This is a genomic window from Bradyrhizobium sp. SZCCHNR1002, assembly GCF_032381435.1.
GTDB classification, from domain to species: domain Bacteria; phylum Pseudomonadota; class Alphaproteobacteria; order Rhizobiales; family Xanthobacteraceae; genus Bradyrhizobium; species Bradyrhizobium aeschynomenes.
Window position 1 is genome coordinate 2065671 of sequence record NZ_JAUHIS010000001.1, and the last position, 22122, is coordinate 2087792.

The window sequence follows — 22122 nt, forward strand, 5'->3', positions numbered from 1 at the left end:
TGTCAATTCAACCGCCACGCGCTGCGCCGTCAGCGCAGCACGTTCAGAAGATCCTGCACCATCGAATTGGCCGTCGTGATCACCTTGGTGTTGGCGGAATAGGCCTGCTGGGTCACGATCAGCTTGGTGAACTCGTCGGCGATGTCGGTGTTCGAGCCTTCCAGCGAGCCGCCCGAGATCTTGCCGGACGCGCCGATGATGGCCTGCCCCGACTGGTCGGTCGCCTCATAGGCGCCGCCGTCGAGCGCCTTCAGATAGTTGGTGCCGTTGAAGTGCGACAGCGTCACCTGGGCCAGATTGATGGTCTGGCCGTTGGAGAAGGTGCCGGTGACGATGCCGCTATTATTCACGGCGACGGATTGCAGCTGGCCGGCGGCGAAGCCGTTCTGCGAGATCTGGTTGATCGTGGCCGAGCCGACGGTGCTGGCATATTGTGTCAGCGCGCCCGAGGAGATGTTGAGGCTGACGGTGCCGAGCGTGGTGCCGTCGACCACCACGTTGGGGATCGAGATGTTGGAGGAGGTCGGCGAGGTCAGCGAGCCGTCGGAGCCGAACACGAAATTGGTGCCGACGTTCTGCCAGGCCACCGTCGAACCGGTCGCGTTGGAATCGGTCTGATAGAACAGGTTCCAGACGTCCTGATGGCCGGTGCCGAGCGTCGAGCTGTCGACCTTGCCCCAGCGCAGCTGCACGTTCACCGGCGTGCCCGCCGAGTTGTAGGTGGTGACCGCGCCGCCCGAGATGGTCTCGTTGTTGAAGTTGGTGAGGTCGTTGCCGATCACGATGCCGGTGCCGGCGCTCGCCGTTCGCGTCAAGGCCACCGGCGACGTCAGGCCAAGCGCCGCGAAGCCGCCCGCGGTGCTGCTCAGGCTCCAGTCCTCGCCGCTGCCCGAATGCAGCGTGATCTTGCCGGCGGTGATGGTCGGCGACACACCCGTCACCGCGGCGATCTTGGCCAGCAGCGTGCCGACGGAATCGCCGACATTGATCTGGTTGCCCGAGGCGCCGGAGGCGACGAAGGTGAAGGTAACGACGTCGCCCGCGCTGCCGGTCAGGGTGATGGTGTCACCGGCCGTGAAGTCGGTGGTGATCGAGTCGGTAAGCGCGCCGCCGGACAGCAGGGTCGAGGTGGTGATGCCCACCGCGTTCTTGTTGTTGGCCGTGGCGCCGGTGACCGTGGCGTCGGCGTAGAAATTGGTGCCGACCGGCAGCGGCACGTTGGAGAGATCGGCCGAGTTGAGGCCGCCGGCCGCGACCAGCGTGCCGGTCGCCGCATTGCCGCTGGCGCCGGTCTTCGGCTGCGTCGGCAGGTTGGCGGCGTATTGGATCGCGGTGGTCGCCTGCGCCGGCACGAAATTGTTGGCGAACTGCAGCACCGTCGGCACGTTGCCGGTGGCGTTGCCGGTCTTGGCGTCGACCGCGACGCCCATCAAGTAATAGCCGGCGCCATTGATCAGGTTGCCGTTGGCGTTGAGCTGGAAATCACCGCGGCGGGTGTAGTTGGTGACGCCGGTGAAGACCGGGACGTTGTCGACCACCGACGAGGCCTTCTGCACGTTGAAGAAGCCGTCGCCGTTGATCGCCATGTTGGTGGCGACCGAGGACGTCGAGACGGTGCCCTGGGTGGTGATGGTCGCCTTGGCGAAGGCGGTGACGCCGCCGGCGTTCTGCCGGGTCGGGTTGGTGGCGTTGGGGATGAGGTCTTCGAAGCTGGTGCCGATGCCTTTGTAGCCGACGGTCGAGGCGTTCGCGATGTTGCCGGAAATGTTCTGCAGCGCGAATGATTGAGCGGACAGGCCGCTCACCGAGGTGTTCATCGCGTCGAAGATACCCATACCATTCTCTCCACATTGACCCGGCGGCCGGTCCGCCCATGGCCGCGTTTTCGTGGAGAGCATCGCAATCGCTGTGCCAGATGGCATTTCGCTGCGAAATCAGCGAGTTGGGAAATAACAACGTCAAAAAAGCGGTGCCGAAAGTGGTAAACAATTGCCGAGCCGGCAGTTCTTGCCGGGCCGGACGCGCACCATCGCGCTCCGGCCTGGCTGCTGCTCACAGGTGCCGGCGCGTCCTCGAAGACCCGCTTTTCAGGTCTTCAACGGACGCCGTCGACAATCCAGGCGCAGATTTTTCAGGTCGAGGACGGATTGGCCGGATGGAACACCAGCGACAGGCCGTCCATGCAATAGCGCAGCCCGGTCGGCTTCGGGCCATCGTCGAACACGTGGCCGAGATGGCCGCCGCAACGGCGGCAATGCACCTCGGTGCGGACCATGCCGTAGGTCTTGTCCTGCCGGGTGCCGACCGCATTGTCGAGCGGCTTGAAGAAGCTCGGCCAGCCGGTGCCGCTGTCGAACTTGGTATCCGAGGAGAACAGCGGCAGGTCGCAGCCGGCGCAGGCGAACGTGCCCTTGCGGTGCTCCTTCAAGAGCGGGCTGGTCCAGGGCCGTTCGGTGCCTTCTTTCCGCAGGATGTCGAACTGCTCCGGCGTCAGCTGGGCGCGCCACTCCGCCTCGGTCTTCTCGATCTCGAACTTCTCGGCGGCGCGTGCCGGCTCCGAGCCGCCGAACCAGCGCAGGGCGGCGAAGCCGAACAATCCGGCAGCGGTGGTGAACATCATGCGGCGGTCGATCATGGTTGTCTCCGTACGGCGGCTTGTTACCGGATTTACGGACGAGATCCCGCGAAGTTACGTCGGCTGCGGGTTCGATGCCTCACTTTCTTGCGAGCTACCCGCCCTCCCCGGCGTCCGGACGGCGGGTCAGGTCGGACGGCTGCGGCCGCAGCGGCAGGCGCGAGCCGGGGCGCTGCGCCGCCTGGCGGCGCGCCTCGGCGGCCCTGATCTCCCGGATCCGCTCCTGCGCCCGAGCCCGCTCGCGGTGCCGTGCCAGGGTACCTGCAGCCGCGGCGCGGCCTCGGACCCAGAGATTGACGACGTGGCCGGCGACCCGGCCGCTGACGCCGCCGGCCCAGACCAGCTCGAACGGCGAGAACAGCTTCCAGCGGTCGTCGCCGGCAAGGATGCCTTGCGCGATCAGCTGACCGGCCATCGCGGAGGTGTTCATCCCCTGCCGGCCGAAACCGCTCGCCACCCATAGGCCTTTGCGGAGCTGGCCGATCTGGGGCATGCCGTGCACCGTCTGGCCGGTCACGCCGCCGAAGGTCTCCGTGATCTCGACGCGGCCGAGCTGCGGAAACACGGTGCGGATCCGGCGCTGCAGCGCCGAGGCGAACCCGCTGGGACGCGCGTCCCAGGTCGTCTCCGGGCTCGCCCACATCAGCCGGTCGCCGTCCACGACGCGGAAATGGTCGATGCCGTCGGTGTCGTGGACCGAGCCCTTGAAGGCGATCGCCTCGGCGAGCGCCTCGCCGAGCGGCGCGGTGACGCCGCCATAGCGCCACACCGGCAGCAGCGTATCCGACAGCTTCTGCAAGGGCGCGCCCAGGTGGATGTTGCCGGCGAGCACGATGTGCGAAGCCCGCATCCGCGCCGACGGCGTCACGATGCGCTTGCGCACGCCGGACGCATCGATGCTGACCACCGGCGTGTCCTCGAAGATCCGCGCCCCGGCCTTGTGCGCCAGCCGCGCCAGCGCGTGGACATACTTGCGGCCGTCGAGCTGGAACGCCCGGGGGTAATGGACGCCATGAAAATAGCGGCTGGTCTTGAGCTCGCTCCTGACGCGCTCGACCTGCCAGCCCTCGACCTCGGTGGCGAAATCCTCGTGCAGCATCTGCAGGCGGCGGATCAGCGCATCGCCGGCGTCGACGTTGGAGACTTCGAGCGCGCCCTCGCTGAGGCCGATGCCGGGCATCGCGATCTCGGTGGCCTGGGCGCGGATGAACTCGGCGCCCGACCAGGACAGCGCCCACAGCGCGCGCGCATGCTCCAGGCCGACGCGCTCGATCAGGTCGGGGAGCGGCAGGTCGAATCCGGGCAGCACCGTGCCGAGCATGTGGCCGGAGGCGTTCCATCCGACCTGGCGGCCCTCCAGCACCGCGACGCTGGCGCCCTGCCGCGCCGCGCACAGCGCCGTGGTCAGCCCCGCCAGTCCCGCCCCGACCACACAGACATCGACGTCGAGGTCGAAATTCAGCCGGGTCCGGGTGATCGCACCTGCGGCATCCGCGTCATCGATCGCGCTTGTGAAAGTCTCGCTCATGGCGTTTTCTTAGCGAACCCTGCGCCGGTCTGTCACCTGACGTCATGCCGCTTTTAGTGGCGATAAAGAGACGTGATACAGGCTGAGACACCCTGACCGATTCGAGACCGGATTCCATGCGCCGATTGATGCTGCTGCGCCACGCCAAGACCGAGACTGACGCGCCCTCGGGCCGTGACCAGGACCGCCGTCTCGACGAGCGCGGGCACCAGGATGCCGCCATGATCGGCGACTTCATCGCCGGCCATCCGCTCGCGCCGGAGCTGGTGCTGGTGTCCACGGCGGTGCGGGCACAGCAGACCTGGGAGCTCGCGCTGGAGGCGATGAAGGACCGCATCGTCTCCCCGCAGGTCGAGTCCGTGCCGGAGCTGTACGGCGCCGAGCCGATGCAGATCCTGCATCAGATCCGCCTTGCAGCGGCGTTCGATCCGAAGCAGCTGCTGGTCGTCGGCCACAATCCCGGCCTGCATGAGCTGGCGCTGGCGCTGACCGGCCAGGGAGATCCCGAGGCGCGCCAGGAGCTGATGCGCAACATGCCGACCTCCGGCCTCGCCATCTTCGACTTCGACACCGACGATTGGGGGGATGTGAGCTTCGCGCGCGGCAAGCTCCTGATGTTCGTCACACCGAAGCTGCTCAAGCAGGGCTCCGATTGACAGGCCGCCGCGGCGGAGCGCGTAATGGTCGCGCCCAGTGAAGGAGGCCGCGATGTTCAAATCGATTCTGGTTCCCATCGATCTGGCCGATACCGACCTTGCCAAGCCGGCGATTGCGACCGCCGCCACGCTGGCGGAGACGTGGCAGGGCAAGGTGCATCTGCTCAACGTGATGCCGATGACGCCGGTGATGCTCGCCGAATATGTCCCCGCCGATTTCGACGCCCAGCAGCGCGAGACCGCCGAGGAAGCGCTGTCGATCGTGGCCCGCGAGTCCGGCATCCCGGCCGAGCGCATCAGCTACACGGTGCGCCAGGGCGGCATCTATCACGAGATCCTCGAGGAGGCCGCCAAGGTGCAGGCGGATCTGATCGTCATGACCTCGCACCGCCCGGCGATGCGGACGTATTTCCTCGGCAGCAATGCGGGGCATGTGGTGCGTTATGCGAAGTGCTCGGTGCTGGTGGTCAGGCCGTAGCAACGATCGAGCACATCACCGCAGCTCTTGGGCGCCAGAGCGACGCTGGTCAGATCAGCGCGCCGGCGCGAACCGCGCGGGCAAGCCAGAAGCTCCGCTCGCCATTCGAAGGATCGGCCGTCACATGCGTGATCGGCTCGAAGCCGTTGGCATGCAACAACGCCTCGTATTCCGACGGATCCAGGCTCGCGTGATATAGCGGATCGCCGCGATATGATCCCATCGCTTCGCCGTGCGCGGGACCGGCGTTGAACATCAGAACGCCGCCCGGCCCCGTGCAGGCTGCGAAGATCGGAAACATGCGTCGCTGATCATCGTGCGCGAGATGAAAGAAGCTGTCCCATGCCAGCACGCCGTCGAACTGCTGGTCTGAGGTGAACGAGCGCATGTCAGCGACGATCCACGTCTGCCCTGGCATCCGCGTTCGGCACAGGCTGATCATGGTCGGAGAGCTGTCGACGCCGGTGACCGAAAACCCCTGCCCCACGATGTGCGCTGCGACCGGCACGCCACCTCCGCAACCGACATCAAGCACGGTCGCCACCGGTCTGAGGAGAGATACAAAGCGGTCGATGGCTGGTCTATCGGTCCACGCCGCTGCGCGGCGGTCGGCGTCCCACGACAACGCACGGGTCTCATAGTGAGCGATGATGCGATGAGCTGCTTCGGTCATGGAAATGTCCTGGTACAGGCGTTGCTACGGCCACTCTGCAATGAAGCCCCTCTCCTTGTACGGCTCGATCTTGTCCCACTCGCTCAGCACGCGGCGGCGGAATTCCGGATGGGTGTGCCAGAGATGGCGCGGCACGCCGAAGCCGTCGACGGTCAGCAGCATCTTCTCGACCTGCGGCCAGTGCCGCTGCAGGGTCATTGCATAACGCCGCGCGGTCCAGCTGTTGCCGAGGCAGATGACGGTCCTGACATTGGCGAGGCCGAGCGTGGCCTCGATCACCGGCAGCGAGTACACGACGTTCTCGCCGGTGTTCATGGCGTGATGCTCTTCGAGGATGAGGTCCGCCGGTACGCCGCGCTTGACCATGGCGGCCTTGATCAGCGTGCACTCCGACAGCTCGGCGCCAGGCGTGATCCCGCCGCTGACGATGGCGTGGCGGAAACAGCCCTGCTCCCAGAGGCTGGCTGCCGTCTCGGCACGCAATTCCTCCTCGACGCGGGTGCCGAACACGAACAGCAGATCGGCGGGGCGCAGCGGCGTGTCGGCGAAATGCTGCGCGTTGATGGCGGCGATCTCACCGGCATCGGGCCAACGCTGCGCGCGATCCTGCATCGAGCTTCTCCAGCAGCGTCCTATCCTGCCTCGCGCGCCGTCATTCCGGGGCAAGGCCGCAAGGCCTTGAACCCGGAATACCGAGCTTGTCTTGCGCAACAACTTCGAGATTCCGGGTTCAATCGTCAACGCGCCGCCGCTTCGCGTCTGCGCATCGACGATTGCCCCGGAATGACCGTAGGGACGGACTCAACCGACATCGTCGCACGATGCGCCGCCAGCGCGGGTCACATTCGATGACCAGCGGTGACGTCCCGTGATCACGGCAGCAGCGCGGGCGGGATCGCTGCGAAAGTGTAGGTCTGCGGCTTGTTGCGGATGACGAAGCCGCCGACCTGCCAGGCGAACAGCGCGGCGAAGCCGATCAGGAACAGCGCTCCCGACCACTCGGTGATGACGAGCGCGCGCACCAGAAGCGCGGCCATGGCGACGGTCACCACCGCCATCACGGCCACCGCGGCGGCATAGACCGCACGACCGAGGCCGCCGGTCAGCCGCGCCGTGCTGCCTGCGGCTGCGAGCCGCGCATGCAGGGCAAGGATGAAGGTCCTGTAGGCCTCGCTCTGCGGCACCATCAGGGTCACGGTCTGCCAGGTGGTCGAGATGACGTTCAGTCGCCGGCCGTCACGGTGCGTGATCTCGGCGCGGAAGCGCTTGGCCTGCATCGACACCGGTCGGTAGGACAGCCGGATCGCGGCGATGTCGGCATAGGGCCATACCCCGGCGTGGCCGGCGAACCGCCACGACAGGCCCTGCTCGGTCAGCTCGAACTCCTGGGCGGAGCCGATCAGCGACGCCTTGTAGGCGTAGCCGATGGGCGCATCGGATGGTGTCGGTACGGAAATGGGGGCGGTCCTGTTGCGTGGGTCGGGCGCCTTATCCTACAAACGAACGATGAGCGAAACGATCCATTTTCCGCGCCACCTGATCCTGGCCGGCGCGATGGCCGCAGGCGTGCTGCTGGCGCTCGCCGTGCACATGCTCGGCGCCCGCTACGGCCTCGATCTCGGCGGCCTGTGGCAGAGCGAAGGTGCCTTCATGCCAGCCGGCTCGGCGATCGCCTGGTGGCTGATCGCGACGGTCGGCTTCTCGAGCGGCTATTTCATCGCCAACATCATGCACAGCGCGGTATCCGGCGAGATCCCGCAGCGTGCGCGCAACTTCCTCGTCGTGGTCGGCGTGCTGATGCTGGCCGGCATCGGCCAGGCGATCTCCGGACCGAGCCCGGTGCCGTCGGCCTCCGGCGTGCTGGCGGGACTTGCCGCGCTCTGCCTGGGCGCCCTGATGGCGTTCTGCGGCGCCAATTTCGCCCTGCGCAAGAGCTGATCACCCCCTCCGAAATGACGACGCCGCGCGGTACTTCCGCGCGGCGTTTTGCCTCATCACGTCGTGCGGCGCGATCAGCTGGCCGCGCGCAAATTGATGGTGGTCTCGGCGAGCTTGGTGAGCTTCATGTCGGTCGCCTTCTCCTCGTCGAGCGTCTTCTGCAGCACCGCCGCGCAGTCACTGCGGCCGAGCTGCTTGGCCCAGGCGATCAGGCTGCCATAGCGGGTGATCTCGTAGTGCTCGGCCGCCTGGCCGGCATTGATCAAGGCGGCGTCGAGCACGGTCTTGTCGGCGACTTCGCCGGCGACCTCCTCGGCCTCCTCGATGATGCCGTCGATCGCCGGGCAGTCGACCGCCTTCGGCGCGATGCCGTGCATCTCGAACACCTGCTCCAGCCGCTTCACATGCGTCCGCGTCTCGTCGAGATGCGTGAGGAATCCCTGCTTGAGCTGCTGATCGGTCGCCTTGTCGGCCATCTTGGGCAGCGCTTTGATCAGCTGGTTCTCGGCGTAATAGATGTCCTGCAGCTGATGAACGAACAGGTCGTTCATCGTCTTGATGTCCTTGGTGAAGAGTCCCATTTGCCACTTGTCCTCTTGGTTCGGAACATGGCTTGCCCTCCCCGACCGATCGTGGCCATGTTCGCTACCCCCGCGGGCGGCTAACCGGGTGACGCGTCCGTTGTTCCGGCCCGCGGCGACACGACCGCCGGAACCTCGCGGCCGGTCGTGACTTGCTTGGCGGGTAACCAATGGGACCGAACTAAGGCGGCCGCAGCTATGTGACTGGAGTGTGACAGACCCGCGGATCGACGCCGGAGCTGCGCTGTGTCAAGGACTGCACAAAGCGTCCGTTTTAGCTTAAGGAACAGGCTGTCACGGATTACCCGCCCTCATCGTTCAATGGTTTTGTCCCTTCTCAAAGATCTAGTGCCGCCCCGCCGGGAGGATGAATGCAGCGCCTGCTGACCACGCTCTCGCGTGGCTTCAAGAAATGGATCGGCTGGAAGCGGCTGGGGATTGCAGCGAGCCTTGCGATCATCGCCTTCGCGATCACCACGCTCGTGCGCACGCTGAAGGGCGTCGACGGCGGCGTCATCCTGACAGCGCTGACCGAGATCCCGCCCGGTCACATCGCGCTCGCCGCCTTATGTGTGGTCGGCGCGTTCTGCACGCTGACGTTCTATGACTATTTTGCGCTGCGAACGATTGGCAAGAAACACGTGCCTTATCGCATCGCGGCGATGAGCGCCTTCACCAGCTATTCGATCGGCCACAACATCGGCGCCACCGTGTTCACCGGCGGTGCCATCCGCTTCCGCATCTATTCGGATTACGGCCTGTCGGCGATCGACGTCGCCAAGATCTGCTTCCTGTCGGGGCTGACCTTCTGGCTCGGCAACCTGTTCGTGCTGGGCATCGGCATGACCCTGCATCCGGCCGCCGCCACCGCGATGGACCAGTTGCCGCCGGCGGTGAACCAGCTGATCGCGATCGGCATCCTCGGTGCCATCTTCGCCTATCTCGGCTGGCTCTATGCCGGCAAGAACCGGCGCCAGCTCGGACAGAACGGCTGGAAGGTGGTGCTGCCCTCCGCTCCATTGACCATCGTGCAGATCCTGATCGGTGTGGTCGATCTCGGCTTCTGCGCACTGGCGATGTACCTGCTCGTTCCCGCCAACCCGCCGATCGATTTCCTGTCGCTGTCGGTGGTGTTCATCCTCGCCACCCTGCTCGGCTTCGCCAGCCACGCGCCCGGCAGCATCGGCGTGTTCGACGCCGCGATGCTGGTGGCGCTGCCGCAGTTCGGCCGCGAGCAGCTGCTTGCCACCCTGCTGGTGTTCCGCGTGCTGTATTTCGTGATCCCGTTCGGCATCGCGATCTCGATCATGGGGGTCCGGGAACTCTGGCTCAACGTCGTCAAGCCATGGCAGGAGCGGCGCCGGCTGCAAGCGGCCGTCTCCGACGAGATCGCCGCCAAGCGCGCAACGGCGACTGCAACCGCGCCGGTTCCGCAACGGATCAAGCGCCACTCACAAGGTTGACTTGGCGCTTCCGACCACCGTTTGTGATGGCGCGGTTGACGTTGCCAGCCGCCCTCTTATTTCCGCCCCATCGCTCACGTGAATCCTGGCGTATGACCCGATTTCTCTCTCGTCCGATGCTCGCCGCCTGCGTCCTGGGCGGCCTGCTCGCGCCTCTCGCCGCGACCGAGGCTGCCGCTCAGCTGGACGCAGCACCGCTGCAGATCAGCTGGGAGGTCCGCAACCGCTTCCGCCTGTTCCGCGAAGAGCGCGACTTCCTGCTCCACGTCGAGAGCACGCGCGACCGCTCCATCCTGTCCGCCGAGCAGGGACTGAGCATCCAGAGCGACGGCCGCGGCTGGGCGCGCAACGTCGTCAACCGGCTGTGCATCGACCTCGCAGGCCGCGTCAACGAGCCGTGCACACGCGACAACGTCAAGGAAAGCTATCTGACGCCGATCGACCATCCGGTCACGGTGCGCCTGACCGGCCCGGTGCCCGTCGGCGCCACCTGCGCGTGGTCGTTCGACGACGGCGATGGGCCGCAGACCTCGACCTTCGACTGCGCCGAGCCGGTCAATCTGCGCGTCCGCTATGGCCGGCAGACCGTCGCATCCGTCGACGTCACCAGCCCGGAAGGCACGCGGCAGGTCTCGACCGGGATCCAGGTGCGCGACGTCTTCATCGCCGGGCTCGGCGACAGCATCGCCTCCGGCGAGGGCAATCCGGACCGTCCGATCGCGCTGGCTGACGAAGGCTTCTGCTTCCGCTCCTATCTCGGCGGTCCGTCCGCGCAATATTATCGGCCGAGCCGCGCCGGCTTCAAGGGTGGCCGCGCCTGCGAGGCGCCGGACACGCTGCAGAACTGGCAGAAGCACAGCGCGGTCTGGTTCAATGCCGCCTGCCACCGCTCGCTATACAGCTACCAGACCCGCACCGCGCTGGCGCTCGCGGTGCGCTACCCGCACGTCGCCGTCACCTATCTGCCGCTCGCCTGCACCGGCGCCACCATCGCCGACGGCCTGTTCGGCAGCCAGCGCGCGCGCGAATGCCTTCCCGGCCGCTCGGTGGCGACCTGCGCCGGAGGCGTCAACGGCCAGCTCGGCGAGCTGCGCGATGCGTTGACCGCGGCCAAGCGCCGCCAGCCGGACCGTAAGCTCGATCTGGTGCTGCTGTCGATCGGCGCCAACGACATCAACTTCTCCGGTCTCGTCGCCGACGTCATCGTCGATACGCCCACCGAGCGCACGCTGTTCAAGCGCTCCGGCGTGATCGGCTCGGTCGAGGAATCGCGCAGCGAGCTGGCGCGCGACCTGCCGCAGGGTTTTGCCAAGCTGCGCGAGGCGCTCAAGCCGCTGGTCGGCGACCTCTCGCACGTCGTCTACACCTCCTATGGCAACCCGGCGCTGAGCGGCCCGGGCACGCCCTGCCGCGGCGGTCCAGCCGGCTTCGAGGTCCATCCCTCCTTCAACGCCAATCCGCAGCGTCTCGCCAACGTGGCCGGCTTCGTCGAGAACGAATTCCTGCCGACATTGCGCGGGCTCGCGCAGTGCACCGCCGGCATCCTCTGCCGCGACCCGCGTGCCGACCGGATGACATTCGTCGATGCGCATCAGGCCGGGTTCGCCGATCATGGCTTCTGCGCCCGCTCGCCGCAGGATCCGCCGTTCGACCGCGAATGCTTCTCCGCCAATGGCGAGAGCTTCGACTCGAACATCGTCAGCGCCGCCAACGAGCCGCTGCTGTGCGGCCGCGGCGCCAGCGAGTATCGGCCCTATCTGCCGCGCGCCCGCTGGATCCGCGACGCCAATGACAGCTACTTCTCGGCCATGACCTATCCGCAAGGGCTGCCGGCGGCGATGCAGCCTGCCGACATCCACGATGCGAGCTGGGGCGTGCTGTCCGCGGTCTATGGCGGCGCCGTGCACCCGACCGCCGAAGGCCACGCGGCGATGGCCGACGCGGCGTTTCCGGCCGCCGCACAAGTGCTCAACCTCGATGCGGTCGAAGCCAACGTCACCATCCAGCCGCTGCCGCCGGCAGGCGTGGTCAGGCAGTAGCATGCCGGCCGGACCGGCATCTCGCCACCGATCTCAGCGAGTCGCCCGTCGGGCGTGATGTCGCCACCGCGGATCGAACTAACAGAGCCTCGCGCATCCTGATCAGGCTGCGACGGGCTGCGCCGGGAGATTAAATTCGCGTGCGGTCTCAGACGGATCACCCTTGTCCAGTCCCGCCGGACGAAAGAATTTCATTTCCCTTTTCCAGAAATCATGCTCTCTTGGCGCATCCCGTGCTCATGAGAGGGGCGGTTCGCGGTCGTCACGAGCGTGGAGTGCGGGATGCGGTGGGCGCCATTGGTCGCAGCGTGATCCCGATCATGCCGACGAACGAGCGGTGGCGCACGGTGAAGTCGTATGGTCCTGGCACCCCGACGCTGGTGCCAAGCGGGTGGCGATGATCCGCCCGTGACGGGGGCAAGACAGCCCGGTCCCCGGGGAGAGTACGTATAAGCCGTCAAGCCATCGCGCAGGGAATGCCGGTTGATCCGGCTGCACCTGTGGTACCTGCCGCCTGCATTTTCTTCAGCAGGCGGGCCATGGGTGAGGCCCTCACCCGGCATTCCCTGCGCCCTCTCACTTCGGAGGGCCGAGTTCAGCCTTCGCAACTCGGGCGCCATGCGCCGCGAGAGCGCGACAGCATGTCCATCGCGAGCAGAAATGACATGCAGGCCAGCCGCCAACTACTTCGCCGGCGCCGGCTTCTTCATCATCGGGGGGGCCTGCTTCGATCCTGGCGCGGTCGCCGTCGTCGCCTGGGCCGGGAGATACTTCGCGAGGATCGCGGGATCGATCTGCGCCATGTTGGTGTCCGGCAGGCGCGTCCAGGTCTCGTCCTTGCCGAGCAGCGAGAAGCCGAGATAGCCGCGCAAGGTCAGCGACTGGCCGTCCGGGCTGACCTTCATGTTGGCCTTCCAGATATTACCGTCGCGCGGATTGAGCACGTTGCCGCCTTCGTATTTCAAGCCTTCGCGCTTCATGTCACGCACGAAGGAGATACCGAGCACCGGCGCATTCTTGCGGTCGTCGGTGCACTTGGCGCAGACCTCGTTCGGATTGTCGCCCGGACGCGGAAACGTCTTGGCGATCACGCCCTCGAACACGCCGTCGTGGTCGATGAAGAGAAACCAGCCGACCGGCCTGCCGTCCTCGACCTTCTGCCACAGCCCGGCCGCGGTCGGCTCTGCCGCCAGCGCCGGCCGCGTCAGCAGCGCACCGGCGACGACGAGCGCGCCGACCGCGAGCGTCGTCACGCCAGGCACCAGCCGAAGTCGGGGAAACGCATTGCGCATCATCATCTCACCTTGACCAAGTCACAAAATGAATGGCCGCACAGTACGGCCGTTTCGCAGCTCCTTCCAGCCCATAACAGGTCTGGCGCGCCGGTGAAACCGGCACGCGCAGGAAACATTTCTTCACATTTGAGTTGGTGTGATGGTGCCGGGTTCCATGCCGCGAACGAATTAGTTGACGCCGAGCTTCTTCTGCAGGCTCGACGACGACGTCGTGTACTGGAACACCAGCCGCTTCTCCGGATACACGTAGCGGTGCGCCTTCTGCGCCATCAGCGCGCCCTCGTGGAAGCCGCACAGGATCAGCTTGATCTTGCCGGGATAGGTATTGATGTCGCCGATCGCGAAGATGCCGGGCACGGAGGTCTCGAACGCCGAGGTCTCGACGGGAATGAGATTGTGCTCGAGCGCGAGGCCCCACTCGGCGACGGGGCCGAGCTTCATCGTCAGGCCGAAGAACGGCAGCATCATCTCGCAGGGGATGGTCTCGACGGCATTGTCGTTGCCCTTGATGGTCGCCGCCGACAGCTGACCATTGGCGCCTTCGAGCGCGGTCACCTGGCCGATGCGCAGATCCATCTTGCCGCCGGCGACCAGGGCGCGCATCTGCTCGACGCTGTGGGGCGCGGCGCGGAAGTCGTCGCGGCGATGAATGAGCGTGATGCGCTTGGCGATCGGATGCAGGTTGAGCGTCCAGTCGAGCGCGGAGTCACCGCCGCCGACGATGACGACATGCTTGTCGCGGAACTGCTCCATCTTGCGCACGGCATAAAAGACCGAGGTGCCTTCGTAGGCCTCGATGCCCGGCACCGGCGGACGCTTCGGCTGGAACGAGCCGCCGCCGGCGGCGATCACCACGACCTTGCACTCGAACACCTTGCCGGCATCGGTGGTGACGCGGAAACCGGGATCGCCGATCTTCTCCACGCTCGTGACCATCTCGCCGAGATGGAAGGTCGGGCTGAACGGCTTGATCTGCTCCATCAGCTGATCGGTGAGGCCCTGCCCCGTCACCATCGGCACGCCGGGAATGTCGTAGATCGGCTTCTCCGGATACAGCTCGGCGCACTGGCCACCGACCTTGTCGAGGATGTCGATCAGATGCGCCTTGATGTCGAGCAGCCCCAGTTCAAACACGGCAAACAGTCCGCAGGGGCCCGCGCCAATGATCAGCACATCGGTCTTGATCGCTTCGCTCATGTCGCTCTTCTCGTTGGAGACGCCGCCCGGAGGATGGCGGCAGGTGGCGGTTCCGAATTTGTAGCCAACGGGGCGGTCGCAGGGAAGGCACAAAAGCCACCCCTCGCGCGCGCCCGCGGCTTGCGGCGGCCGGTGTAGCGAGGTTTGAAGGGAGCATGAATGATGGAGATCAATCGGTGACAGAGACGGCCCGCCACGACCATGCGCCACGGCTCGAGGACTTCCCCTATCGCCTCGCGGATAACGTCCGGTTCGGCGACCTCGACCCCAACCAGCACGTCAACAACGCGGTCTATGCGACGTATTTCGAGACCGGCCGGGTGACCTTGATGAAGGACCCGCGCCATGGCCTGACCCAGCAGGGGCTTGCCTGGATCATGGTGCGGCTCGACATGCATTTCCGCGCCGAGCTGCGCTGGCCGGGCACAATCGAGCTGGGACTGGGAGTGGTGAAGCTGGGGCGCACGTCGGTGACCTGCGAGCAGGTCGTGTTCTCGGACGGGCGCTGCGTGGCCTCGGCCACCGCCGTGATGGTGCTGATCGACGAGGTGACGCGCAAGCCGGCGCCGCTGACCGAGCAGGTCGTCGCGGCGCTACGGCCCTGGGCTCGCCATGGCGCCACCCTCACGCCGGCGGCGTAGACCGCGCGGCGAAATTTCAAAGGAGATGTCAGCAGAAGATGAGCGCGACGACCCGACGATCAGGCCTGACGCTCGGGCGTCGCGACGACGAGACCATCGAGCTCGTCGGAGACCTTGATCTGGCAGGAGAGCCTGGAATTCGGCCGCACGTCGTAGCCGAAATCGAGCATGTCCTCTTCCATCGGGGTCGGCGGGCCGACCTTCTCGCGCCAGGCTTCGTCGACATAGACATGGCAGGTCGCGCAGGCACAGGCGCCGCCACATTCGGCCTCGATGCCCGGAATGGCGTTGCGGATCGCCGCTTCCATGACGGTCGCGCCGTTCTCGATGTCAACGGTTCGGGATTCGCCGGTATGGTCGACAAAGGTGATCTTGGCCATGTGTGCTCGTGCTGCGCAGGGAATGAGGTCGGGCTGTCCTATAACGGACCGCTCCGCTCCGCGCTAGTGCCGCGGACGGCCCGTCAGGCCGCGCCGAGCATGTCGGAAATGGCCGCGCGGGCCTGCGCCACGGCCGTGCCGAGCCAGGCCAGCGCATCGGCCGGATCGCCCGCCCGCAGCGCCGCTTCGAGGCCTTCGGCCGCGTCGGCGACGTCGAGCGCGCCGATGGCCCGGGCGGAGCCCTTCAGGGTGTGGGCGACCGCGGCGGCATCCTCGGGCAGCACCTGCAGCCGCTCCAGCAGGCGGACGGCCTGGGTCGAGAACATCGCGAGCACTTCACGCTCGAGCTCGGTGTCGCCCAGGGTCATGCGCCGGAGAAGGTCGAGGCTGATCGGCCCGTCGTCGGGAACCAGCGGGGGCGAGGGCATCCATTCGATCCGTGACAGGTCGGGAATCATGGCAGTCATCCGGTCCGGCGGGCGCGCATCGCGCCCCTGTGGTAACCCAAGCACGACAATGGTTAATGCATTGTTACCGTCCCAATTGCCGCGGGTTTGCCGCGATTTCGACCCGGCTCCGCCCCAATCACGGCCGAAACCGGAATTCGCAGACCTTCTAAAGTGTTAACGGCGGCTGCTGTTAACGATGATTAAGAATCTCTTAACCACGGCCATTTCTTTCAACAGGCACAGCCAATAGGATGATCCCCGGATGGAGTGGGTCACCTGGCGGAATTTGCCACCCCTGGTGCCTGCGAGGGATGACGTCCGGTTCGAGCGCGGCGAGGGGGTACTCGTACGCGGCTTGCCGGAACGAAATTAAGACGAGGGCTCGGACTCAACATGGCGAACACCCCCAAAAAGGTCAAAGACCCGACTGAAGTTGCGCTGTCCGCCATTCAGGAGGCTTTGAACATCAGCGATACGTCCGCGCCCCAGGACTCGCAGGGCCCGGTCCACGCTGACGGGGCGCCGCCGGTCATGCCGACCGGCGGATCCGCTTTCGACTCGTTCGACTCCCGTCCGGGCGTCGACAACCGCAGCCTGGACGAGATCGAGCCGCCGCCGCTTGCCGCTCGCCGTCCGGCCAATGACGACCGCGAGACCATCGGCCAGCTGCTGCAGGCGATCCAGAAGGGCCGCCCCTCGCGCGGCGTCTATACGCTGGCAACCGTGTTTGCAGGCATCTGGATCGTCGGCTGTGCCCTGCTCACGATCGGCTTCCTGCCGTCGTTGCAGGCCGTGATCGGCCAGAGCGGCGGCGTGCTGGTGCTCGCCGGCCTCGCCGCGGTGTTCTTCGCCCCCGTCCTGCTGTTCTATTTCCTGGCGAGTCTCGCCTGGCGCGGCCAGGAGCTGCGCATGATCGCGCAGTCGATGGCGCAGGTCGCGATCCGCTTCTCCGAGCCGGAGGGCGCCGTCAGCGATTCCATCGTGACCGTCGGCCAGGCCATCCGCCGCGAGGTTGCGGCGATGGGCGACGGCGTCGAGCGCGCGATCGCACGCGCCGGCGAGCTCGAGATGCTGGTCGCCAACGAGGTCGCCGCGCTCGAACGCGCCTACAGCGACAACGAGGTGCGCATCCGCGCCCTCCTCCAGGACATCGCCCATCAGCGCGACAACCTGGTCGGCCAGGCCGAGCAGGTCCGCAGCGCCATCTCCGGCGTGCAGATCGATCTGCGCCACGACATCGCGCTGATCTCGGATGCGATCGCCTCGCGCGTCGACGAGGTCGCCAAGAGCATCACCGGCGCGCTCGAGGAGCGCGGCGCCCACATCACGGCGGCGCTCAGCAATGCCGGCGACAACATGATCCTCGCGCTCGGCGAGCGTGGCGGCGATCTCCTGGACCGTCTGGAAGAAGCGAGCGCCGAGACCACCCGCGCCGTGCTCGACGCCTCCGAGCGGCTGACGACCAGCCTCAATTTCAAGACCGGCCACGTCCACGACGAGTTCGCCGATCTGTCCGACCGTGTTCACGAGATGCTCAATGAGCGGATCGACCGGATCACCAACGAGTTCGAGCAGCGCACGGCTGCGATCGTCGACGGCATCTCGGTCCGCACCGAGCAGGTCCACGATTCGCTCAAGGCTTCCGGCGACTCCCTGCTGCTCGAGCTCGAGCTGCGCAGCGGCGACCTCGTCACCAAGATCGACGAGGCGAGCCAGCGCCTGTCGGGCCACATCGTCACGTCGGGCGAGAAGGCGAGCGAGTCGCTCGACGCGACCGTCACCTCGCTGGTCGCCAAGGTCGTCAGCCAGACCGAGAGCACGCACGACACGCTGTCGATGCAGATCAGCGCCTTCGACGAGCTGGTGAAGAACCAGGGCACCGAACTCGCCGAACGTTTTGCCCGCGACAGCTCGACTCTGGGCGCGCTGATCACCCGGCACATCACCGAGTTCGATCGCACCGTGAAGACCTATGGCGGCGAGATCGTCGAGCGCATGGGCCAGCGGACCCAGGAGATCTCCGACAATCTCAAGACCTATGTCGACAGCTTCGACACCCGTCTGTCGTCCAACAGCGGTGAGATCACGGCGACGCTGGACCAGCGGCTGGGCCTGTTCGAGACCAATCTGCAGGCTCGTATCACCGACTTCGACTCCACGCTCGATTCCAAGATCAAGACCTTCGACGACACCGTCGGGGGCCGTCTGAAGACGCTTGAGGAGAATTTCGACAACCGGGCGACCTCGGTCACTTCGACCATCGAGGGCCGGCTCGGAACGCTGTCGAACTCGCTGACCGACGGTGCGGCGCAGGTGCTGCACGCCATCGACTCGCGGCTGACCGTGCTGACCTCCTCGCTGACCGATGGCTCGGCCCAGGCGATCCAGTCGATCGATTCCCGCCTCAACATCCTGACCTCCTCGCTCACCGACGGCACCGACAAGGCGCTGGAGGCGATCGACCAGCGCATCGTCAGCCTGTCGAACATCATCGACGGCCGCAGCTTCGAGCTGACCGAGGCCGTCACCGCCCGCTTCCAGGACATCCATCAGGGCATCGAGACCCGGGTCGGCTCGATCGCCACCGAGATCGACCATCGCGTGTCGCAGTTCGAGGACCTCCTCGGCTCGCGCGTCGAGGCCGTGGCCGGCCGCATCGAGAGCAGCGGCCGCCAGGCCAGCGACGAATTGATGACCCGCGCCGAGCTGCTGTCCGCCAGCATCAAGTCGCATGTCGAGGATGCCGAGCGCGCGCTGACCAATCTCGTGGTCAACACCAGCGAGACCATCCAGACCGGCGCCCGCACGGCGCAGGAGGCGCTGCTCAACGTGTCGACGGACGTCGGCTCGCAGTTGAAGAATACGTCCGCCGAGGTCGAGCGCGCCCTCACCGGCGCCGGCAGCAACGCCGCCAATTCCATCCTGACCAGCGCACGCGAGGCCCAGGCGACTCTGGTCACGGCCTCCGGCGAAACCGCCGAGCAGATCAAGTCGCTGTCGGCCGACGTCGAGCGCACGCTCACGGCGGCGGGCTCGACCACCGCGGCGACGATCCTCGCCGGCGCTCGCGAGGTCCAGAACACGCTGGTGTCGGCCTCCTCCGATGCCGCAAACCACGTGAAGTCGCTCGCCACCGATGTCGAGCAGGCGCTGACGGCCGCAGGCTCGGCCACGGCAGCCTCGATCCTGGCCGGCGCCCGCGAGGTCCAGAACACGCTGGTCTCGGCCTCCTCCAACGCGGCCGAGCACGTGAAGTCGCTCGCGGCGGATGTGCAGCGTTCGCTGACCAGCGCCGGCACGGAGACCGCGGAGACGATCACGGCCGGTGCCCGCGAGGCCCAGAGCGCCCTGCTCGCCGCCTCCCACGAGGCCGCCGAGCAGGTCAAGGTGCTCACCGTCGACGTCCAGCGCTCGCTCTCGATCGCGGGGACGACCACCGCCGAGTCGATCACCGGCGGCGCGCGCGAGGCGCAGAGCACGCTGATCAGCGCGTCCTCGGAAGCGGCCAATCACGTCAAGTCGCTGGCCGCCGATGTCGAGCGCACGCTCGCTGCCGTCGGCACCAGCACCGCGGCGACCATCGTCGACAGCGCGCGGGATGTGCAGTCCAAGCTGGTGAGCGCCTCGACCGAAGCCGCCGACCACGTCAAGTCGCTGGCGATCGACGTCGAGCGGACGCTCGCCGCGGTCGGCACCACCACGGCCACCGTCATCATCGACAGCGCCCGTGAGGTCCAGTCCAAGCTGATCTCGAGCTCGACCGAGGCGGCGGAGCACGTCAAGTCGCTCGCCGTGGACGTCGAGCGGACGCTGTCGTCGGTCGGCGCCGACACAGCGACCTCGATCCTCAACAGCGCACGCCAGGCGCAGATGTCGCTGACCTCGACCTCGGCGGACACCGCTGCGGCCCTGATCGGCAGCGCACGCGAGGCCCAGGCGGTGCTGACCACGACCACGACCGAGACCGTCGCGGTGATCGTCAGCGGCGCCCGCGAAGCGCAGAGCGTGCTCACGGCGACCTCCACCGACACGGCCGGCCAGCTCAAGGCGATCTCGACCGAGATCGAACGTTCGATCAACACGGTCGCCGCCAACACGACGGACGCGATCCAGAGCAGCGCCCTCAATGCCCAGAGCGCGCTGGTCGCGGCCTCCAACGAGGTCTCGACGCGGGTGAAGTCGACCTCGACCGAGATCGAGCGCTCGGTGCTCGCCGCCGGCAACTCGTTCGGCTCGGCCATGACCGGCAAGACCGACGAGATCGTCACCTATGTGCAGCAGCAGAGCGAGCGGCTGTCGCAGATCCTCGACGGCAAGCGCGGCACGCTGGTCGAGACGCTCAACTCGAAGACCAACCAGCTCACGATCGAGATCGATCGCGTCACCACCGATGCGCTGAAGCAGATCGAGATGCGCGGCCAGGCGTTCGCCCAGACTGTGAACGGCAACGGCTCCGAGGTCGCCCGCACCATCACCTCGGCCGGCGAGCTCGCGACCACGGCGATCACCAAGTCGCTGAAGGATCTCGAGCAGGCCTCGCGCGCCGCGATCGAGCAGTCGCGCCAGGTCTCGGTGGCGGCCGTCACCGAGATGCAGGAGACCAGCAAGATCCTGCGCACCGACACGGTCGCTCTGTTCGAGCGTCTGCGCGAGGGCAACATCCTGCTGCAGGAGGTGCTGACCGGCGCCCACGATAATCTCAACTCGCTGGAGCGTGCGCTGGTCGCCCGCGTGGCCGATTTCGTCACCGCGATGAACGACGTGACGTCGCGCAATGGCACGGCGACGCAGACCCTCGAAGATCAGCTCAACGTCTTCAACGCCAAGACGTCCCGTGCGCTCGAGGATCTCGGATCGCTGTCGAGCCAGTTCGATGCCCATGGCAAGGCCCTGATCGAGGCTGCCGCCATCGTCGAGCAGAGCAACCGCGATGCTACGGTCTCGATTTCGGATCGCAAGACGACGCTGGAATCGCTGGTCACCACCATCGATCTTCGCACCGCCGATCTCGACCAGCGCCTGACCCGCTTCACCACCCTGCTCGACGAGTCGCTCGCGGCCGCCGAGGAGCGGGCCCGCGACATCGCCCGGGTCGTGGCGGAAACGGCCGGCGCCGGCTCGACCGCGCTCAGCCGCCAGTTCGAAGCCATCCGCGCCAATGCGGAGGAGGAACGCCGCCTCACGACGTCGCAGATGCAGGAGATCTACCAGCAGAGCACGCAGGAAGCCGATGCAATGTTCAAGCAGTCGGCCGAGAGGTTCGCGACGCTGGTGTCGAGCATGAAGCAGATGACCGCCGAAATGCATCGTGAGCTCGAGGCGACGCGCAACGAGCTGCGCCGCGGCGTGCTGGAGATGCCGCAGGAGGCGGCCGAGAGCACGGCGCAGATGCGCAAGGTCATCGTCGACCAGATCGAGGCCCTCGCCGAGCTCAACCGGATCGTCGCACATCATGGTCGGGGTCTCGACGTGGTCAGCACGGCGCGTCCCGCCGCAGTCGCGCCGCCTGCTGCCGTCATGCGTCAGGAGGAGCCGGTGGTGGCCGCCGTCGGCGGCCGGACCGACATGCGCCTGCGCGAGCCTGCGGCGACCAGCGTCACCAATCTCCCGCCGCCGGATCTCGGGATGCAGCCGCCAGCCCCGCCCCCGCCGCAGCCGCGCAGGGTCGAGGCACCGCCGATGGGCCCGGTCGCCGATCAGCGCAGCGACAACTGGCTGTCCGACCTGCTCAACCGCGCCGACAACAGCACCGCCGGCCAGCCCCAGGCTCCGGCTCCGCGTGGCCGCGGAGCGGCGCAGCAGCCCGGCAATCCGCTGGAATCGCTGTCGCTCGACATCGCCCGGCTGATGGACCGCAACCTCGCGGCCGAGATGTGGGACCGCTATCAGCGCGGCGAGACCAAGGCGTTCTCGAAGCGTCTCTATACGCCGGCCGGCCAGAAGGCGTTCGACGAGGTCGCCCGCAAGTACCGCGCCGACCGCACCTTCAAGCAGACGGTCGACCGCTACATCACCGAGTTCGAGCGGCTGCTCGACGAGGTCGCCCGCGACGACCGCAACCCGCAGGCGCTGCGCACGCAGCTGACCTCGGAGACCGGCCTAGTCTACACCCTGCTCGCCCACGCCGCCGGCCGGCTGGCGTGAGGGGAGAGCGAGTAGCGAATGGGGA

18 protein-coding genes are annotated in these 22122 nt (G+C 66.8%); 7 read left to right on the top strand and 11 right to left on the bottom strand.

Annotated features, from left to right (window positions below):
- Nucleotides 1-29: 29 nt before the first annotated feature.
- The 3 genes from QX108_RS09215 to QX108_RS09225 all read right to left on the bottom strand — a co-directional run bounded on the left by QX108_RS09215 (nt 30) and on the right by QX108_RS09225 (nt 4163).
- Complete coding sequence (locus tag QX108_RS09215; protein ID WP_315779626.1) at nt 30-1835, bottom strand: flagellar hook-basal body complex protein; 1806 nt, start codon at nt 1833-1835, stop codon at nt 30-32.
- A 296-nt stretch (nt 1836-2131) separates the two neighbouring features.
- A complete protein-coding gene (msrB, locus tag QX108_RS09220) occupies nt 2132-2635 on the bottom strand; it encodes a peptide-methionine (R)-S-oxide reductase MsrB (RefSeq protein WP_172115093.1) in 504 nt (167 codons plus the stop codon).
- Nucleotides 2636-2729: 94 nt separating this feature from the next.
- Nucleotides 2730-4163, bottom strand: a complete 1434-nt coding sequence (locus QX108_RS09225) for an FAD-binding oxidoreductase (protein WP_315779623.1) — start codon at nt 4161-4163, stop codon at nt 2730-2732.
- A gap of 116 nt (nt 4164-4279) precedes the next feature.
- Here QX108_RS09225 and QX108_RS09230 point away from each other — a divergent pair, with 116 nt between their 5' ends.
- Together QX108_RS09230 and QX108_RS09235 are read left to right on the top strand one after the other, a co-directional pair.
- Nucleotides 4280-4819: a histidine phosphatase family protein gene (locus QX108_RS09230; RefSeq protein WP_315721054.1), complete on the top strand. Its 540-nt coding sequence runs from the start codon at nt 4280-4282 to the stop codon at nt 4817-4819.
- 52 nt (nt 4820-4871) lie between these two features.
- A complete protein-coding gene (locus QX108_RS09235; protein WP_315721055.1) occupies nt 4872-5297 on the top strand; it encodes a universal stress protein in 426 nt (141 codons plus the stop codon).
- Nucleotides 5298-5346: 49 nt separating this feature from the next.
- Here QX108_RS09235 and QX108_RS09240 read toward each other — a convergent pair whose 3' ends face one another.
- The 3 genes from QX108_RS09240 to QX108_RS09250 all read right to left on the bottom strand — a co-directional run bounded on the left by QX108_RS09240 (nt 5347) and on the right by QX108_RS09250 (nt 7427).
- Nucleotides 5347-5970 (bottom strand): class I SAM-dependent methyltransferase, encoded by a 624-nt coding sequence (locus tag QX108_RS09240; RefSeq protein WP_315721056.1) that lies wholly within the window; start codon nt 5968-5970, stop codon nt 5347-5349.
- A 24-nt stretch (nt 5971-5994) separates the two neighbouring features.
- Entirely contained in the window at nt 5995-6582 is a 588-nt protein-coding gene (locus tag QX108_RS09245; protein ID WP_315721057.1) for a YdcF family protein, read from the bottom strand.
- Between the two features lie 260 nt (nt 6583-6842).
- A complete protein-coding gene (locus tag QX108_RS09250; RefSeq protein ID WP_315726286.1) occupies nt 6843-7427 on the bottom strand; it encodes a hypothetical protein in 585 nt (194 codons plus the stop codon).
- A gap of 49 nt (nt 7428-7476) precedes the next feature.
- Here QX108_RS09250 and QX108_RS09255 point away from each other — a divergent pair, with 49 nt between their 5' ends.
- Nucleotides 7477-7908, top strand: coding sequence for a hypothetical protein (locus tag QX108_RS09255; protein WP_315721058.1), 432 nt, complete (start codon nt 7477-7479; stop codon nt 7906-7908).
- 74 nt (nt 7909-7982) lie between these two features.
- On the opposite strand, the gene QX108_RS09260 is transcribed toward QX108_RS09255, so the two are convergent.
- Nucleotides 7983-8489 carry a ferritin-like domain-containing protein gene (locus QX108_RS09260; RefSeq protein WP_315779620.1) on the bottom strand — a complete coding sequence of 169 codons (507 nt, stop codon included), beginning with the start codon at nt 8487-8489 and terminating at the stop codon, nt 7983-7985.
- Between the two features lie 371 nt (nt 8490-8860).
- Between QX108_RS09260 and QX108_RS09265 the strand changes: the two genes are divergently transcribed.
- Nucleotides 8861-9952, top strand: a complete 1092-nt coding sequence (locus QX108_RS09265) for a YbhN family protein (RefSeq protein WP_315779618.1) — start codon at nt 8861-8863, stop codon at nt 9950-9952.
- 92 nt (nt 9953-10044) lie between these two features.
- Complete coding sequence (locus tag QX108_RS09270) at nt 10045-11991, top strand: hypothetical protein (protein WP_315779617.1); 1947 nt, start codon at nt 10045-10047, stop codon at nt 11989-11991.
- Nucleotides 11992-12674: 683 nt separating this feature from the next.
- Here QX108_RS09270 and QX108_RS09275 read toward each other — a convergent pair.
- Nucleotides 12675-13283 carry a DUF2147 domain-containing protein gene (locus tag QX108_RS09275; protein ID WP_315721060.1) on the bottom strand — a complete coding sequence of 203 codons (609 nt, stop codon included), beginning with the start codon at nt 13281-13283 and terminating at the stop codon, nt 12675-12677.
- A gap of 171 nt (nt 13284-13454) precedes the next feature.
- Nucleotides 13455-14483, bottom strand: coding sequence for an NAD(P)/FAD-dependent oxidoreductase (locus tag QX108_RS09280; protein WP_315721061.1), 1029 nt, complete (start codon nt 14481-14483; stop codon nt 13455-13457).
- 176 nt (nt 14484-14659) lie between these two features.
- On the opposite strand from QX108_RS09280, the gene QX108_RS09285 reads away from it, so the two are divergent.
- Entirely contained in the window at nt 14660-15124 is a 465-nt protein-coding gene (locus QX108_RS09285) for a thioesterase family protein (protein ID WP_315721062.1), read from the top strand.
- Nucleotides 15125-15183: 59 nt separating this feature from the next.
- Here the strand turns inward: QX108_RS09285 and QX108_RS09290 are convergent, their stop codons facing one another.
- Nucleotides 15184-15504, bottom strand: a complete 321-nt coding sequence (locus QX108_RS09290) for a 2Fe-2S iron-sulfur cluster-binding protein (protein WP_172115065.1) — start codon at nt 15502-15504, stop codon at nt 15184-15186.
- A gap of 83 nt (nt 15505-15587) precedes the next feature.
- Entirely contained in the window at nt 15588-15962 is a 375-nt protein-coding gene (locus tag QX108_RS09295; RefSeq protein WP_315779615.1) for an Hpt domain-containing protein, read from the bottom strand.
- 384 nt (nt 15963-16346) lie between these two features.
- Between QX108_RS09295 and QX108_RS09300 the strand changes: the two genes are divergently transcribed.
- Nucleotides 16347-22097 (top strand): methyl-accepting chemotaxis protein, encoded by a 5751-nt coding sequence (locus tag QX108_RS09300; protein ID WP_315779613.1) that lies wholly within the window; start codon nt 16347-16349, stop codon nt 22095-22097.
- Nucleotides 22098-22122 lie beyond the last annotated feature (25 nt).

Excerpts from the sequence above, each read along its gene's own strand:
- QX108_RS09215 (WP_315779626.1), bottom strand. The coding sequence starts at position 1,835 with ATGGGTATCTTCGACGCGATGAACACCTCGGTGAGCGGCCTGTCCGCT.
- msrB (WP_172115093.1), bottom strand. The coding sequence starts at position 2,635 with ATGATCGACCGCCGCATGATGTTCACCACCGCTGCCGGATTGTTCGGC.
- QX108_RS09225 (WP_315779623.1), bottom strand. The coding sequence starts at position 4,163 with ATGAGCGAGACTTTCACAAGCGCGATCGATGACGCGGATGCCGCAGGT.
- QX108_RS09230 (WP_315721054.1), top strand. The coding sequence starts at position 4,280 with ATGCGCCGATTGATGCTGCTGCGCCACGCCAAGACCGAGACTGACGCG.
- QX108_RS09235 (WP_315721055.1), top strand. The coding sequence starts at position 4,872 with ATGTTCAAATCGATTCTGGTTCCCATCGATCTGGCCGATACCGACCTT.
- QX108_RS09240 (WP_315721056.1), bottom strand. The coding sequence starts at position 5,970 with ATGACCGAAGCAGCTCATCGCATCATCGCTCACTATGAGACCCGTGCG.
- QX108_RS09245 (WP_315721057.1), bottom strand. The coding sequence starts at position 6,582 with ATGCAGGATCGCGCGCAGCGTTGGCCCGATGCCGGTGAGATCGCCGCC.
- QX108_RS09255 (WP_315721058.1), top strand. The coding sequence starts at position 7,477 with ATGAGCGAAACGATCCATTTTCCGCGCCACCTGATCCTGGCCGGCGCG.
- QX108_RS09260 (WP_315779620.1), bottom strand. The coding sequence starts at position 8,489 with ATGGGACTCTTCACCAAGGACATCAAGACGATGAACGACCTGTTCGTT.
- QX108_RS09265 (WP_315779618.1), top strand. The coding sequence starts at position 8,861 with ATGCAGCGCCTGCTGACCACGCTCTCGCGTGGCTTCAAGAAATGGATC.
- QX108_RS09270 (WP_315779617.1), top strand. The coding sequence starts at position 10,045 with ATGACCCGATTTCTCTCTCGTCCGATGCTCGCCGCCTGCGTCCTGGGC.
- QX108_RS09275 (WP_315721060.1), bottom strand. The coding sequence starts at position 13,283 with ATGCGCAATGCGTTTCCCCGACTTCGGCTGGTGCCTGGCGTGACGACG.
- QX108_RS09280 (WP_315721061.1), bottom strand. The coding sequence starts at position 14,483 with ATGAGCGAAGCGATCAAGACCGATGTGCTGATCATTGGCGCGGGCCCC.
- QX108_RS09290 (WP_172115065.1), bottom strand. The coding sequence starts at position 15,504 with ATGGCCAAGATCACCTTTGTCGACCATACCGGCGAATCCCGAACCGTT.
- QX108_RS09295 (WP_315779615.1), bottom strand. The coding sequence starts at position 15,962 with ATGATTCCCGACCTGTCACGGATCGAATGGATGCCCTCGCCCCCGCTG.
- QX108_RS09300 (WP_315779613.1), top strand. The coding sequence starts at position 16,347 with ATGGCGAACACCCCCAAAAAGGTCAAAGACCCGACTGAAGTTGCGCTG.